This window comes from Candidatus Accumulibacter sp. ACC012 (assembly GCF_907163155.1).
In the GTDB taxonomy this organism is placed as follows: domain Bacteria; phylum Pseudomonadota; class Gammaproteobacteria; order Burkholderiales; family Rhodocyclaceae; genus Accumulibacter; species Accumulibacter delftensis.
Genome location: NZ_CAJQUC010000009.1, coordinates 71,648 through 86,320 on the forward strand (window position 1 = coordinate 71,648; position 14,673 = coordinate 86,320).

Annotated in this window: 9 protein-coding genes and 6 pseudogenes; 7 read left to right on the forward strand and 8 right to left on the reverse strand. The window is 62.3% G+C overall.

Annotation, left to right across the window (positions count from 1 at the left end; genetic code table 11):
- Positions 1–47: 47 nt before the first annotated feature.
- The 8 genes and pseudogenes from QZ648_RS11185 to QZ648_RS11215 form a co-directional block, all read right to left on the reverse strand.
- Positions 48–554, reverse strand: a complete 507-nt coding sequence (locus tag QZ648_RS11185) for a hypothetical protein (protein WP_169066745.1) — start codon at positions 552–554, stop codon at positions 48–50.
- Positions 555–625: 71 nt separating this feature from the next.
- The gene (locus QZ648_RS11190; RefSeq protein WP_291997064.1) at positions 626–784 is read right to left on the reverse strand and encodes a hypothetical protein; all 159 of its coding nucleotides are present in this window, start codon (positions 782–784) and stop codon (positions 626–628) included.
- A 346-nt stretch (positions 785–1,130) separates the two neighbouring features.
- A pseudogene (locus QZ648_RS11195) lies at positions 1,131–1,544 on the reverse strand (YccF domain-containing protein); the annotation flags it as partial.
- A gap of 90 nt (positions 1,545–1,634) precedes the next feature.
- A complete protein-coding gene (locus QZ648_RS11200; protein WP_291997065.1) occupies positions 1,635–2,855 on the reverse strand; it encodes an IS110 family transposase in 1,221 nt (406 codons plus the stop codon).
- Positions 2,856–3,228: 373 nt separating this feature from the next.
- Positions 3,229–5,538, reverse strand: coding sequence for a tetratricopeptide repeat protein (locus QZ648_RS11205; RefSeq protein ID WP_291997066.1), 2,310 nt, complete (start codon positions 5,536–5,538; stop codon positions 3,229–3,231).
- A 126-nt stretch (positions 5,539–5,664) separates the two neighbouring features.
- A pseudogene (locus QZ648_RS24950) lies at positions 5,665–5,730 on the reverse strand (SEC-C metal-binding domain-containing protein); the annotation flags it as partial.
- A gap of 132 nt (positions 5,731–5,862) precedes the next feature.
- The gene (locus QZ648_RS11210) at positions 5,863–7,542 is read right to left on the reverse strand and encodes an NAD-binding protein (protein WP_291997067.1); all 1,680 of its coding nucleotides are present in this window, start codon (positions 7,540–7,542) and stop codon (positions 5,863–5,865) included.
- A 318-nt stretch (positions 7,543–7,860) separates the two neighbouring features.
- Positions 7,861–7,986: a hypothetical protein gene (locus tag QZ648_RS11215; protein ID WP_291997068.1), complete on the reverse strand. Its 126-nt coding sequence runs from the start codon at positions 7,984–7,986 to the stop codon at positions 7,861–7,863.
- A gap of 72 nt (positions 7,987–8,058) precedes the next feature.
- Between QZ648_RS11215 and QZ648_RS11220 the strand changes: the two are divergent.
- From QZ648_RS11220 to QZ648_RS11250, 7 genes and pseudogenes are all read left to right on the forward strand, one after another.
- A pseudogene (locus QZ648_RS11220) lies at positions 8,059–8,327 on the forward strand (EAL domain-containing protein); the annotation flags it as partial.
- A 320-nt stretch (positions 8,328–8,647) separates the two neighbouring features.
- A complete protein-coding gene (locus QZ648_RS11225; RefSeq protein ID WP_211203851.1) occupies positions 8,648–8,968 on the forward strand; it encodes a cytochrome c in 321 nt (106 codons plus the stop codon).
- A gap of 10 nt (positions 8,969–8,978) precedes the next feature.
- Complete coding sequence (locus QZ648_RS11230) at positions 8,979–9,314, forward strand: cytochrome c (RefSeq protein WP_169068236.1); 336 nt, start codon at positions 8,979–8,981, stop codon at positions 9,312–9,314.
- An 8-nt stretch (positions 9,315–9,322) separates the two neighbouring features.
- Positions 9,323–9,517, forward strand: a complete 195-nt coding sequence (locus QZ648_RS11235; RefSeq protein ID WP_248595605.1) for a hypothetical protein — start codon at positions 9,323–9,325, stop codon at positions 9,515–9,517.
- A 202-nt stretch (positions 9,518–9,719) separates the two neighbouring features.
- A pseudogene (locus tag QZ648_RS11240) lies at positions 9,720–10,878 on the forward strand (Fic family protein).
- A 3-nt stretch (positions 10,879–10,881) separates the two neighbouring features.
- A pseudogene (locus tag QZ648_RS11245) lies at positions 10,882–13,688 on the forward strand (type I restriction endonuclease subunit R); the annotation flags it as partial.
- 49 nt (positions 13,689–13,737) lie between these two features.
- A pseudogene (locus QZ648_RS11250) lies at positions 13,738–14,355 on the forward strand (SprT family zinc-dependent metalloprotease); the annotation flags it as partial.
- Positions 14,356–14,673 lie beyond the last annotated feature (318 nt).

Below are 14,673 nucleotides of genomic sequence, written 5' to 3' on the forward strand. Positions count from 1 at the left end.
CCGATGGTCATGGCTCCCCCGCGCAGCCGCGGCGGGCAAGCCAGCCCTCAGGCGCCCGGTCGGCGGAAGTCATTGTCGATCCAGGCGCTGGCGCTGCTCATGGTGAGCTTGAAGCCAGGCGATACCCGGACCTGTGCCATTTGTTCGCCGAAATCGTCACAGGCGCCGAGCAGGGCATGCGGATCGTATTCGTCGGGAACGATGTCCAGCGTCACTTTGATTCGCCCGGAAGGGGCGTCTATCGTGATGCTCTTGTGATACTGCGCGTAGAGCTGCTGTTCGTGGCGGCGGAGGACTTCCGACGCGGTTTTCACCAGGGTGTTGAACGCCGATACGTCGAGCGGTTTCGGATTCTTCTTGTCGCGACCCATGGTCCATGGGCCGACCAGGGCGGGCTCGGCTTCGCCTTCCTTGATCATTTCCACGGCCCATCCTTCGCCGTCTTCGTTTTTGATGACGCGGGCGGTCCAGCCATTATTGATCCACAGGCGCGGCTCATTCACCGCCGTTGGCAGCTCGGCTTCGCTCTCTTCATTGCTGTCGTTTGCTGTCATGGCTGAATTCTATCCCGCGCCGGCAGCGCGGTGCGACGCCAGGTTTTTATCCTTGCTCAGTCGGCGGTTGCTTACTTCTTGCCGTTCTTTTCCTGCGCGGCTGCGCTACTGCTCGTGGCGCCCTGCTCGCCGGCACCCGGCTGATCGCCGAGTACGCTCTTGAGCGGGCAGATCTTGAAGGCTGGGCATTTCTGGCAACCAGCGACGATGGCAATCGGGCAAACGGTCATGGTCATTCCTCTTGAGGGTCGAGAAAAGACGCAGTATGAACGCGATGGTGACGCGAAAGTAGTGAGCGCCGCCTAAAAGGCCTGTTTCGCCGATTGCTTAAGTTTGCACGTTGGTGAGCCCGGACAAGTTCTAAGGCGATTGCCGGAAAAGAACGTACCAGATTGCGCCGGATTTTCGGTCGGCTTCAAGGCGCGACAACAGGCGCATGGTCGAACTGTGTAACTGTTGTCGTAACACAGAAGACGGGCGAAAAGACAAGCAAGATGGTAGGTTCTTTGACAGAAATCGCCTAAGCATCGCTGCGAAGCTGTGCCACTGTGCCACTGTGGCGCTCGCCTGGGTCGCCCGCGCCGCGTCCGCAAGCTCCGTGGTGACGATGGTCTTGCCGATCGGCGCCAGCGCAATGCCGGCAAGCTTCAGATGCTGAATGGCGAACGGAATGCCAATGATTGTCAGGAAGCACGCTAGCGCAGAAGTGAGGTGGCCAATCGCCAGCCAGACCCCGGCAAAGACAAACCAGATGACGTTGCCAAGCATGCCGAGCGCGCCGGTGCCGATGTCCTCTTGCTGGTGGAGCTCTTGCCGACTGATCGCTTCCTTGCCGAAGGGAAAGAAGGAGAATTGCCCCATCACGAAGGCGGCCTTGGCCCACGGGATGCCGACGATGGTCAGCAGGGCGATCAGGCCAACGAGCCACCAGGCGAGGCCCATGACCAGGCCACCAAAAATGAACCAGAGAAGATTCCCGATTGCGCGCATGGCTCTTGCCTTTCCTTAATGCGAAAGAAGCTCGTTGGAAGGCGCAGGAACCCCTGACCGCCTGGGGTCATGCAAAAGGGTTGTCGTGAATCAAGCGGCTGCGGGGATGAAGCCGAAGCGAGTCAGAGCCTTGATCCAGCGAGAAGCGTTGCGCTGTACGGAAAGCTGCTCATAGTTGGTGGCGGAATCCCGGTAGTGTTCGCCACGCTTGAGCATGAAGAAGATGGTGCGCAACATTTTGTGAGCCAGCGCGACGATGGCCCGTTTGTGACCACGGCGAACGATCAGCGACTGGAACTTGGACTGGAACGCTGATTTGGTCCGGCTGGCGGCGTGAGCGAACTCACAGAGAAGTCGGCGAACGTAGAGATTGCCCTTGCGCACGCGCCCCGACTTTCGTTTTCCGGCGGATTCGTTGTTGCCCGGGCAAACGCCGACCCAGGAAGCGAGGCGATCCGGGGAGCCAAAGGCACTCATGTCGCTGCCTATTTCGACCAGCAGCATGGCCGCGCCGATCGCGTCGACGCCCGGTAGCGTTTGCAGCAGCGCCAGCGCATTCATCTCACTTGCCAGCTCGCCAAGCAGTCGAGCGTCGAAGCGGGCAATGGCCGCTTCAAGCCCCTCGATATGCTGCAACAGTTCGTCGAGAACGAACACATGACTCGCGGTCAATTCGCCCTGCAGGGCATCGTACAACTCCTCGCGGCTGGCCTTGAGACGTCGGCTGGCGAGCTTGAGCACCTCTTCGGGAGGCTGGCCGGCGAGGATGCCCTTGATCATCGCCCGTGCCGACTGCCCATGGATGTCGCTGACGACCACGCCCAGGCGGATGCCGGCATCGGTCAGCACTTTGTGCAGGCGGTTCTTCTCGGACGAGAGCAGGCCAACGAGCTTTTGCCGCTGCCGGGCGATCAGACGCAGTTCGCGCAGTTTGGCCGGAGGCACGAAAGAGCCACGCAGCAGACCGGCGCGCGCCAGGGTGGCCAGCCACTGGGCATCACCGACATCGGTCTTGCGCCCGGGCACCTGCTTGACGTGGCGGGCATTGACCACCGTCGACCGGAGACCCACCGCCTCCAGCGCCGCATACGGACTCTTCCAGTAGATGCCTGTGCTTTCCATAACGACTTCCTCAGGCTCAAGCGCCGCCGCCCAGGCCGCCAGCGCCCGTCGATCGCGTTTGAAGGCACCAAATTGCCGTTGTTCGATGCGTGTCTCGCCGCTCGATTCCTCGATGATCGCGCACGCCGTGATCTGGGCTTGATGAATGTCGAGTCCAATGACCCGCTTGTGGATCGGAACCAGTTCCATACCGTCTCCTTTCGCAATAAACTTGAAAGCGGGAAGCGGTGGGTGCCAGAACCGAAGTTGCCTGAAGGCGACAGGTCGCCAACGGCCCTTTTAATGTGTGCGCTCGATGGCAGCAATCCGGGGTACGAGTCGGTTCAGCGGGTCACGTTAAAGTTCGGGGTCGAGCCGCCAAAGCTTTGCGCGACCTCTACCCATCGCTTCCCAACTCGAATTTTCTTTCATGATCCGGGGCGGCCGCAACTGCAATGACCGTTAATGTGAAAGTCGCGCCAGCGACTCACGAAACTCCCTTCTCCCCTTGCGGGAGAAGGGCCGGGGAAGAGGGAAACGGTCATGACTTTCATCATCCGGGGTATCTCGACTGACATGACCGTTAGCGGCACTGGCGGAGCGCGTCGAGCTCCGCTGCCAGACACTGCTCGAAGGCGCGCACGACACTGACGTCGCCATCGACCGACGGCGCGGCGGCGATGATCGCGGCGCGCCGGCTGCTGCTGTGCTCGGCATCACGGCTCTCCCTGGCGAGGCGCGCGGCAATGGCCACGTAATCGTCAGTCGATGCGGCGATGCCGTCCGGCAAGCCCGCCTTGCGGAGCAGGCCTGATGCCAGGCGCTGGCGCATATAGGGACCTTCCAGCGTAACGATCGGCAGGCCGCGATGCAGCGCCTGCCAGGCGGTGGTGTAGCCGGAGAAAGCCGGGCAGTCGAGATAGACGTCGCAGCAATCGAGCAAGGACAGGAACTGTGCTGGCGCGAGCCAGGGAATGCTGAGCAGATGTCGGCGCGGATCGAGACCCTGGTCGCGGAACGCCGACTCGAGGCGTGCCATGACCTGTTCGGTGGCCCAGGGAGAAATCGGATCGCGCAGCAGGATGAAGACACTCTCGCCGGTGGCCGCCGCGATCCTGGCGTAAAGCGCGTCATCGACCGGGTCGAACTTGATCGCCCGCTGGGCAATCAGCAAGCGCGGGCCATGCATGCCGCTCAAGCGGGCTTCGACCGCCGCGATGGGCTCGGCGAGGAGCGGCAAGGGGGCCGTACAACAACCGCTACCGGGCAGGCGGATCAGGCGTTCCCGATAGTGCTTGTCGGCGTCGGCGGCCTCAAGCAGGTCACCGGAAAGGAAGAGGTCGATGGTCGCCAGGCCGGTGCTGATCGGGTGTCCCCAGCTGGCCACCTGCAAAGGCGCCAGCCGATGTGCGGCCAGGAAATAGCATAGCGACGACATGCCGATTTCGGGGTAGAAAATCACGTCGGGGGCGTCTTCCGCAACCGCCGCCAGCCAGCCGGCAGGGTCGGCAATGGTCTGCCGATCCCGCCAGCCGTCGACCTGCCCGCGCGCAAAGCGGGTTTCCTCGTCCTCGACGTTGCCGAGGTGATAAACAAGAACCTCGAAGCGTGTCCGATCGAGATCCAGCAACAGGCCGCGCAACACGATTTCCCATACGGAATGCCGGCGGATATGATGCGAGACGATCAACAGTCGCGGCCGCTCGCGCGGCGGGCATGGCGCTGCCACTTGCGAACCCGGGCCACCCGGATGCAGGCATTCGCCGATCAGATCGCCATAGCGCGCCAGCAGATCGACGTGATTGCCGTCGCGGTACGCCAGCGAGAAGGGTTGCTGTGCGCTGGCCAGACTGGCAAGGTCCACCGGCCGAGCGCGATCCGCGTGCAGCCACTCCGCCAGTTCGTCGAGCGCACTCGCAAAAGCCTGTCGTACCGCCGCACTTTCTTCGCTATTTTGCGCGATCACCGGCAGCACGGCTGTCGCCAATGCCAGCCGCGTGCTCGTCCGTTCGGGCTCGACGGCGAGGGCTTCCAGGTAGCATTTCCGTGCCGCGTCGGCGTGGCCAAGTTCGAGCAAGACGCCGCCCAGCCGCTCAAGAATCTGCGCATTTTTCGGCTGTGTTCTGAGCAAGTCGCGATAGGCGGTTTCGGCATCGACGAAGCGATTCTGCTCGACGAAAAGCCGACCCAGGTTGGCGCCAGCCTTGGCATAGGCCGGGTTCAACTTCAGCGCCCGCCGGTAGCAATCCTCGGCCTGAACGAAATCGCCCAACTCCTGCAGCACATTGCCAAGGTTGCCGAGCGCGGGCAGTGTGTTCGGTGCGAGCTGCAAGGTCGCCAGGAAGCAATCTCTGGCTGCGCTGAGTCGGCCCGCGTTGCGCAGGATATTACCCAGACAAAAATGCGTCGTTGCGTATTCGGGTGCCAGTGCGACTGCCCGACGGCAGACGGTTTCGGCTTCCGCCGCTGCCCCGCGCTCGGCCAGGGTATCGGCCAGCGAGACGAGTGCTTCAACAAAGTCCGGAGCGCTGCGCACAACGCCGCGCAGGAGCTCTTCGGCCTCTGCAAAGCGCTCGAGCAGGCGCAGCGTGTCACCAAGATTGAACTGTGCCGCCAGATTCTCCGGCTGTACCGCCAGCGCTCGGCGGAAGGCGTCGCTGGCCTCGGCAAAACGCGCGCGCTCGACAAGCGCCCTTGCCAGCACGGTCTGGATGTCGAAATCCTGCGGCGCTAGCATCGTCGCGCGCTGCAAGGCCGGCAGACCGTCCTTGCTTTGCGCCTCAAGGGTCGCACCGAGCAGTCCCCAGAGAAACCCGGAAGCAGACTGCGACGAGTGTCCGAGCAGTGCGCGCAGGCGCGTTTCCAGCTCGGCAAACCGGCCGCCGTTGAACATCGCCAGCAAATCGTTCCGAGCGCGGGAACTCAGTGCGCTTGGAGAATTCAGAGAACTCCGAGAACGTGAAGACGTCGGCGCGGCGCCTGCAGTACGATCAGGCGCTGGCCCTCCCGTTTCCTTGCCCAGGCAGCAGCTCTTGTACTTCCTGCCACTGCCGCAGGGGCACTGGTCATTTCTCCCCGGCTTCATCGGCAAGCGCTGCCCTTGCCTGTTGCCGTGCTGCTTGTTCGCATCGGTTTTCACCTGCTGGTCGCAAAAGTCGAATGATAGGCAGTACCGGGCGACTACTGAGCGTCTTTGTCAGCGCCTGCCGCGCAGCGTTCAAGAGGAAGGATCTGGCGGCGGCGGAGTCGGCGGCCACTCTGCCGGTTTGGCTCGATACTCGCGCATGTATTTGTCGAGACTGGTCGTCGTGCCGCAGACGAAGAGGATGTCATCTGCGCGCAGCTTGAAAGCCTCGTTGAACTCCACCAGCACCTCGGTGCCACGTTCCACGGCCACTACCGCGGTCGCCGTTTTTTCCCGGATACCGGCTTGCCACGGGTGTCCGTCGACCAGCGTGCCTGGCGCGACGCGGGCAAGCTTCAGCCGTTGTTCCACCGTTACCGCGTCCTCGCCCAGGAGGTGGTGGGCGAGAATCTGGCCGGCCACCTGGCCCACTGACAGGGCGACATCCGCCCCTGCCTGGTACAGGCGGGCGACGTTCGGCGCCAGATTCACGCGCGCGATCAGGCGCACCTCCGGCGCATAATCGCGGACCACCGCGGTCGCAAAAACCCCGGCGCTGTCGTTGCTCAGCGCCAGGACAACCGCACGCGCCTTGCGCACCTCGGCGGCTTCCAGAGTGCTTTGCTCCAGTATGTTGCCGACCACATCGACCGCCGCGTCCGGGCGCTCGTCGATGACGATGATCGACTCCCCTGCGTCGCGCAACATCTCCACCACCTTGCGCCCTACCGCGCCGTAGCCGGCGACCACGATCGGGCCGTTACGGCGCAGTGGCGTGGCCATACGTTCGACCCTCGCCAGATTGGCGTGCGCCCCGGCCGCAACCAGGATCGCGCCAGCTTGAATACGCGTCTCCGGGCCCTGGGCAGGGGCGAAACGGCCACCGTTCCACTGCCCGATCACTGTTACCCCGTAGCGTGCGCGCATGCGCAGCGTGCCGAGACGCTGCCCCGCCAGTGGGCTGCTGGCCTGGACGCGAAAGTCGGCGATGCCGACTCTCTCACCGAGCAGTTGCAGCCCTTCCACCTTGGGGCTGATGCGCGAGCTGGCGCGGGCCGCCAGCGCTGCACCCAGCACGTGTGAAGGAGTGAACACCGCGGTGGCTCCGATCTTCTCCATCGGCGGACGATGCAGGGGCTCTTCGGCGAGTGCCAGAATCGTTCCCGTGTAGCCGCGTTCTCGCGCCATCATGATGAAAGTCGCGTCGGCGTGGTCGTCGGCGTTGGTGATTAGCGCCTGCGCCCTTTCCACGCCGGCCAGCATCCGGGGTTGCTCGTCGAGGGCACCGAAGACCACGTCGTAGCCACGATCGCGAAGACGACGGGCCTGGCGTTCATCCTGCTCCAGGACGACGACGGCCGTACCGACACGACGCAGTTCCTCGATCAGCGAGTCAACCGCCGGCCCGTAGCGATGGATGAGCACGCGTCCGGACATTTCCGGCAGGATTCCCGGCAGGCGCGCTTCGAAGCGCTCCTCGAAGTAGGGCAAAAAGAACACCGGGAAGATCAGCACATAGAATGACATGCCGACCAACTCGAAAAAAATGACGAACAGGATCATCGCCGGATGTGTCCAGCGCGAGTCGCTGCCGTAGCCGGTGGTGGTCAGTGTTTCGGAGGCCCACGCGACGCTGGCCCAGAAATCGCGCGGGTTGTTCTCCAGGTGGTCCATGCCGGACATGTACAGCAGCCCGCCGGCGAGGATCACCAGCGGAATGCTGAGAAGCAGGGCGAACAGGCGTCGCGTCGAACGCTTGAAATGACCAATCACGTCGCATCTCCGTTAATGCCGAGGGGGGCACGAGAACCTGGCCCTGTACGCGGCGATCGTGCCGGCGCGGGGATGGGCGGGTTCCCGTCTTTTTGCTGCAGTGGCGAACAAGAAGCCACCGTACGGGCAGGGAGTATCGGCGCCTGCACAGGAGTCGTCAATACGAAAATTCGCGCATCAAGTCGGGCCTGGAGGTCATCTCGGCGAGTCCCCGGACGGACAGAGATTTCCTGCGGAAAGGGCGATTGGGTGAGCGAGTGGGTCGGTGGGTGACTGGAGATCACGGCGGCCGTGGCAATCACGAGAATCTCCACGAAGTCACGTCAGCTCCTTGAAGTAGTAGGAATAGCGATTCCAGAACTCCAGGATGGATTCCGGCGGCAGCGGTTTGTAGGTATTGCGAAAGACGTTGAAGCCGAACAGGCGCAGGGTGCCGATGATCATGTGTTCTGCCGCCGCATGGCGAAGGACCTGCCAGACCAGCTAACAATAGAGGCTCGCCCGGGAGGTCAGAAAAGGCGCCTGCCGTTCGACGAACTGAAGATCGACCAGTCGTTCGTCCACCATATCGTCGCCAACCCCGGTGACGCAGCCATCGCCCGAACCATTGTCGCCCTCGGCCAGAGCCTGGGTCTGAGAGTGATCGCCGTGGGGGTGGAAAACGAAGAGCAACGCGAGTTTCTGGCCAGCATTGGCTGCGTTGCTTACCAGGGCTACCATCGCAGCGCCCGCTGCCGGTCGAAGGCCTCGAACGCCTTGTCCGGCGGTCGTCTTGCGATGCTTGACCATCATGGTGGGCAGCAGCCGAGCGAGTTTGGGGCCGTGGAGGCAACAACACCGGAGGCACCAATGCGTGGGCATGAAAAGATCAACGATGTCGAGTTTCCCGCAGGCAGCGCAAGCTGGCGCCCCATGGACGGCCAGTGATTTCAGCGCACCTTGTCGGGTGCGAAAGAGTCGCACCCCGCAGGAAGCAAGCCTGGCCGGGGGAAAATGCGCGATTGACGCCGCTTCATGCACACTCCTATACTGCCGAGCTGAATTTCCGATCCTTGAATCGCTCGCGGGCCAGGTTTTCCGGCCGCCATTTTTTTGAGAGATAACGATGAAAACGATTCTCGGTTTGATGGTGTTTGCAGTGGCCGGCGCAGCGTTCGCGCAGACGCCGTTGGGCAACGCCGAGGCGGCCAAGGCCAAGACCTCGATGTGCGAAGGCTGTCACGGCGTTCCGGGTTACCGGACAGCCTCGCCGCACGTGTATCACGTGCCGAAGATCGGTGGGCAGCAGCCGGTGTACCTGGTCAATGCCTTGCAAGAGTACAAGTTGGGGGCACGCAGCCATCCGACCATGCGCGCCATCGCCGAGAGCCTGTCCGAGCAGGACATGGCGGATCTCGCGGCCTACTATTCCAGCCTGCAGAAATAAAGGATCGACCATGAAAGCGAGCTTACTTATCGCTCTGTTGGCCGTCGTCAGCTCGTCGGCCCAAGCCGGGGCTGGCGCAGCGCCGCAAAAGGCCGAGGTCTGTGCGGCCTGCCATGGCGCTGATTTCAATACCCCGATTTCGGAAGATATCCCGCGCCTCGCCGGCCAGTACCCAGACTACCTGGCGCGCGCGATGACCGATTACAAGTCCGGCGCCCGCAAGAATGCGCTGATGAACGGCCAGGCAGAAAGCCTTTCGGCGCAGGACATCGAGGAGCTTTCAGCCTACATCGGCAGTCTTTCCGGCAAGCTGAAGGTTATCCCGCTGCACCGCTTCATTCGCTGAGGAAGTCTTTGCAAGCTCGCCGCGTGCGCGGCGAGCTTGCAATCACCGTCGTCGACGTGCTTTCGGGACAAGTCGTCATGGCGGCCGTCCTCTCCGCTATGGACGCCGAACTGTCGGCGCGGGAAGCACGCCGCGACAAGACCCGCGCCCTCGAGAACGCCATGATGCAGGAATTGCTCAGCGGCAGGACCCGGCTGCTCTGAGCGCGTCGAGTCCGCAGGGTGGCGCGACCGTCGCCGGGCGGCTGCGGTGCCGTTTCTGGATCTGGACAGGCCCTTGCCGTCAACATCCGTCGGCTCTTCAGCAAAGATAAGTCTTGCGAAGGCATGAGCTAATAGCCTGTTGTTATGGTGATAATTGCAGTCGATTAGAGATAACTTCTCAGCCGTTTCCACAAAGAGCCTGATGCCTGCCTTTGTTCATCACGATTTGACTCTCCTCAACCCGGCGCTCGATTCGCCGCTGGTGGATGTGTTGACCGAGCTGGAGCATCTGCGCCGCCTGCAACTTCAGTGCACGACGCCGGCGCCGATCTTCTTTCAGCTCAAGCACATTTTTCACATGCTCGAAAGTCTGGGCTCGGCGCGCATCGAGGGCAACCACACCACCCTGGCCGATTATGTGGAAAGCAAGCTCGGAGGCGACCGCCAGCCGCCATCCGATCAACTGCGGGAAATGGAGAACATCGAGTCGGCGATGACTTAAGTCGAGGAGAGCATTCAACCCGGCGATCGCCTGAGCGACCATTTCATCCGCGAACTGCACGCCATCACCGTCGGCGAGCTGGAGCGCGAGGGCGACGCCACGCCGGGGACGTATCGGCAGCACCCGGTGCGTATTGCGCAGTCTGAGCACCTGCCGCCTGAATTCATCCAGGTGCCGGAATACATGCAGGCGCTGGCGGCGTTCATCAATGAGAATCAGCCGCCGAAATATGACCTGATCGGTGGCGCTGGCGCACCATCGTTTTGGCTGGATACACCCGTTCGGCAACGGCAATGGCCGGGTGGTACGCCTGCTGACCTATGCCTTGCTGATCAAGTACGGTTTCAACGTCAAGGCCGGCGGGCGCGTGCTGAACCCCACCGCCGTTTTCTGCAACGATCGCGACCGCTACTACGCCATGCTGGCCAGCGCCGATACCGGCACGCCAAACGGGCTGGAAACCTGGTGCGTCTATGTGTTGCAGGGCATTCTGGACGAACTGCGCAAAGTGGATCGGCTGACCGATTTTGGTTACCTGAGTAACAAGGTGCTTGCGCCTGCCATTGCCTACGCGCGCGAACGGGAGTTGATCACGGCCAGCGAAGAGCGGGTTCTGCACATCGGCGCCAGGAGCGGCATCGCCAAGGCGGCCGATCTGGCTGCGGCGATGCCGGGGATGTCGGCGGCGCAGCGAACCTACCAGATCAGGAAGCTGGTCGAGCGCAGGATGTTGTTGCCGATCAGGGAAGGGGCGCGGCAATACACCCTGGGGTTCAGCAACAGCTATCTGCTGCGCGGGATTGTTCGTGCCCTGTCCGCCGAAGGCTTCATTCCCCCGACGCTCAACCGGGCGGACTGATCCATGCCTGAAATTCCCCGTTCCGAACGTACGACGCAACACCGCGTGATCGACCTGTTTACCGGCAGGCTACGCGCCGATTCTCTCGGCTACCGCTACCTCGGTGAGTGGGCCAGGCGCGAGAACAAGCGCCCTATCGAGACGGCGCTGCTGCGCGACAGACTCGCGGCGTGGGGATATTCGGCTGCTCATATCGCAGCGGCCCTGCAGAAGCTGGAGACCGCTGCCGACGCGACCGGCATCACGCTCTATCAGGCCAACCTGCGCAGCTACCAACTGCTGCGCTACGGGGTGCCGGTGCAGATCGCCGCCGGCAAGGCGCATGAGACGGTGCATCTGATCGACTGGGCCAACCCCGAGGAGAACGACTTCGCTCTGGCCGAGGAAGTGACGCTCAAGGGCGGCTACGAGCGGCGGCCGGACATCGTGCTCTACATCAACGGCATCGCCATCGCGGTGATCGAACTCAAGCGCAGCTCGGTGGAGGTGGCCGACGGGGTGCGGCAACTGATCACCAACCAGGAAGAGATTTTCAACAAGGGCTTCTTCACGACCGTACAGTTGCTGCTGGCGGGCAGCGACGCACAGGGATTGCGCTACGGCACCACCGGCACGCCTGAGCAATTCTTCGTGGAATGGAAGGACGAGGAAAAGGTCGGCGCCGGTGGGACTGCGCTACCCGAGGCCGGTGCCTTGCTCGACCGGCCGCTGGCGCAACTGTGCAACAAGGCCCGGCTGCTCGACCTGATACGCCACTTCATCATCTTCGATGCCGGCCAGAAGAAAGTGCCGCGACCGCATCAGTATGCCGGGGTGAAGGCGGCACAGGAGCGCATGGCCAGGCGCGAGGGCGGTGTGATCTGGCACACCCAGGGCAGCGGCAAGAGCATCCTCATGGTGCTGGTTGCCAAGTGGCTGCTGGAGCACGACCCCGAGGCACGCATTCTCGTCATCACCGACCGCGACGAGCTGGACAAGCAGATCGTCGGCGTGATGAGGAATGCCGGGGTGATCGGCGAGAGCTCGCCTTCACCACGCATTACCTCGCGGGCGGAGTTCGTCGACAAGCTGGCGGCGACCATGCCGCGCCTGCTGTGCGCTCTGATCCACAAGTTCGAGGTGGCCGACCTGAAAGGGCCGGCGCCGAAGGTGGCAGGCCGCTTCTATGTGTTTGTCGATGAGTGCCACCGCAGCCAGGCGGCGACATGAACAGGCAGATGAAGCGCTGGCTGGAAGAAGCTATCTTCATCGGCTTCACCGGCACGCCGCTGCTGCGCAAGGACAGGCTGCTGACGCGGGATGTGTTCGGCAGCTACATCCACACCTACAAATTCCACCAGGCGGTGGCTGACAAGGTGGTGCTTGACCTCAAGTACGAGGCACGCGACGTGCCCGAGCGATTAACGTCGCAGAAGAAGATCGACGAGTGGTTCGAGCAGAAGACCAAGAACCTGAACAACTTCCAGAAGGCGCTGGTGCGCAAACGCTGGGCAACGATGGAAGAGCTGATGAGCGCGGCGGGACGCAAGCGCGAGATCATTGCCGACATCATCGGCGACTTTGCCCTCAAGCCGCGCCTGAACAACGACCGGGGCACGGCGATCCTGGTGGCCGCCTCGATCCATGACGCCTGCCATTACTTCCGCCTGTTCCAGAACGCGAGCTTCGGAGCCTACTGCGGGATCGTCACCTCCTTCGAGCCGAACGCGAATGCGATTTCCAGGGAGCCGCCGAACAGCGACGAGCGTTACAAGTTCGACACCTACACCCGGCACGTTCTCAAGAGCGGCCAGACGACCAGGCAATACGAGGACGAGGCGAAGCGCCGTTTCATCGAGGAACCGGCGAACCTGAAGCTGCTGATCGTGGTGAGCAAACTGCTGACCGGCTTCGATGCGCCGAGCTGTAGCTACATCTACCTCGACAACGAACTGCGCGACCATAATCTGTTCCAGGCCATCTGCCGCACCAACCGGCTCGACGGCGATGACAAGGATTACGGCCACATCGTCGACTACAAGAAGCTTTTCGGCGACGTGCAGCAGGCCATCGCGGTGTACAACTCCGACGAGCTGGACATCGAACAGGGGAACGGTGGCAACAACAACGTGCATCTCAAGAACTGGCTGGAAGAAGGCAGGAAGCAGCTCGACGACGCTCGCCAGGCGCTGAGCTACCTTTGCGAGCCGGTGGGATTGCCGCGCGAGGTGGAGCAGTTCCTGCACTATTTCTGTGGCGATGCCGCCAATCCCAACGCGCTGAACGATACGGAGGCACTGCGCATTTCCTTCTACAAGGCGGTGGCGCTCTTTGCGCGGGCCTTCGCCGACCTCGCGCAGGATTTGACCGAGGCGAGCTATTCCGACGCCGAGGTGGCGGTTCTGCAAAAGGACGTCGCCTTTTACGCCGAGATTCGCGCAGCCATCAAGAGACACTCCGGCGAGGAACTGGACATCAAGCCCTTCGAGGCTGACATGCGCCACCTCATCAATACCTACATCCAGGCTGATCCGGCGGTCGAACTGGGTGAACTGGGCGAGATGTCGCTGACCGAGCTGATCATCGAGACCGGCATCCACGATGCCATCGCCAGGAAGCTGAACGCGAAGGGCAAGCTCTCGAAGAACGCCATCGCCGAGGGGATCATCAACAACGTCCGCAAGACGATCATCCGCGAGCAGCTTACTGACCCGAGGTTCTACGCGCAGATGTCCAAGCTGCTCGATGATCTGATCAAGCAGAGTCGGGTGGATACGGCGGCCTATGAGGAATTCCTGCGCAAGGCCGAGCAGTTGGTGAAGCGGTTGGCCGCCAGGCAGCCGGAGGCGGGTATTCCGGGGGCGCTGCACGGCATGACCGGCCCGAGCCTATGCCATCTCCAAGCTGAGCTGGATTCGTGACCAGCAGGCGAAGCTGCTGGCACAGGCGCGAGAGACCCCGCGCCAGTTTGTCGGGCGGGAAAGCCATTACCTCTGGGGACGGCGCTACCTGTTGTCCATTGTCGAGAAGGACGCCAAGCCAAGCGTGAGCTTGGATCATCGCCGAATCACGCTCAGCGTGCGCCCAGGCAGTGGGTTGGCCAAGCGGGAAGAGGTAATGCTGGAATGGCCTCGCTCATTGCTTCACGAAGTCGTACCTGCCCTTATCAAGAAATGGGAGCAGAGGCTTGGCGTGAAAGCTTCCGGTTACTTGCTGCAGCGCATGAAGACGAAGTGGGGTAGCTGCAACCCCAGGGCGGGAAGCATTCGGCTGAATTCCGAGCTGGTGAAAAAGCCCAAGGATTTGCTTGAATACGTCGTTGTGCATGAAATGCTGCATCTGGTCGAGCCGACGCATAGCGAGCGCTTCGTGGCGCTGCTCGACCAGCATTTCCCGACGTGGCGGGAAGCCCGTGCCGAGCTGAATGAACTGCCGTTGGGCGCGGAGACCTGGAACCATAGCGTTCACGGCGTTGAGTCCGCGGCACGAGAGAGTTGATGCGGGCGGGGCTGTGTGGCGGGCCGATGGCTTCCAAATCGCAGCGCAAGGGGTTCGCGATGGTCGCCTGGCATGGAAGCTGCCCCACCGTAGTACAAGGTGACTGCAAGGGCTACCAGCAGCGCACTGTTCCCCTGATTGTTCCCCCAGCCATCAAAAAACAGAAAGGCCAATCCGAAGATTGGCCTTTCTGTTTGAATCTATTGGTGCGCCCGGAGCGATTCGAACGCCCGACCCCTTGGTTCGTAGCCAAGTACTGAAACGTCCGCAGTGATCCACATAAGGCCGCAGTAGATTCGTAATATATTGTTTTTAAGT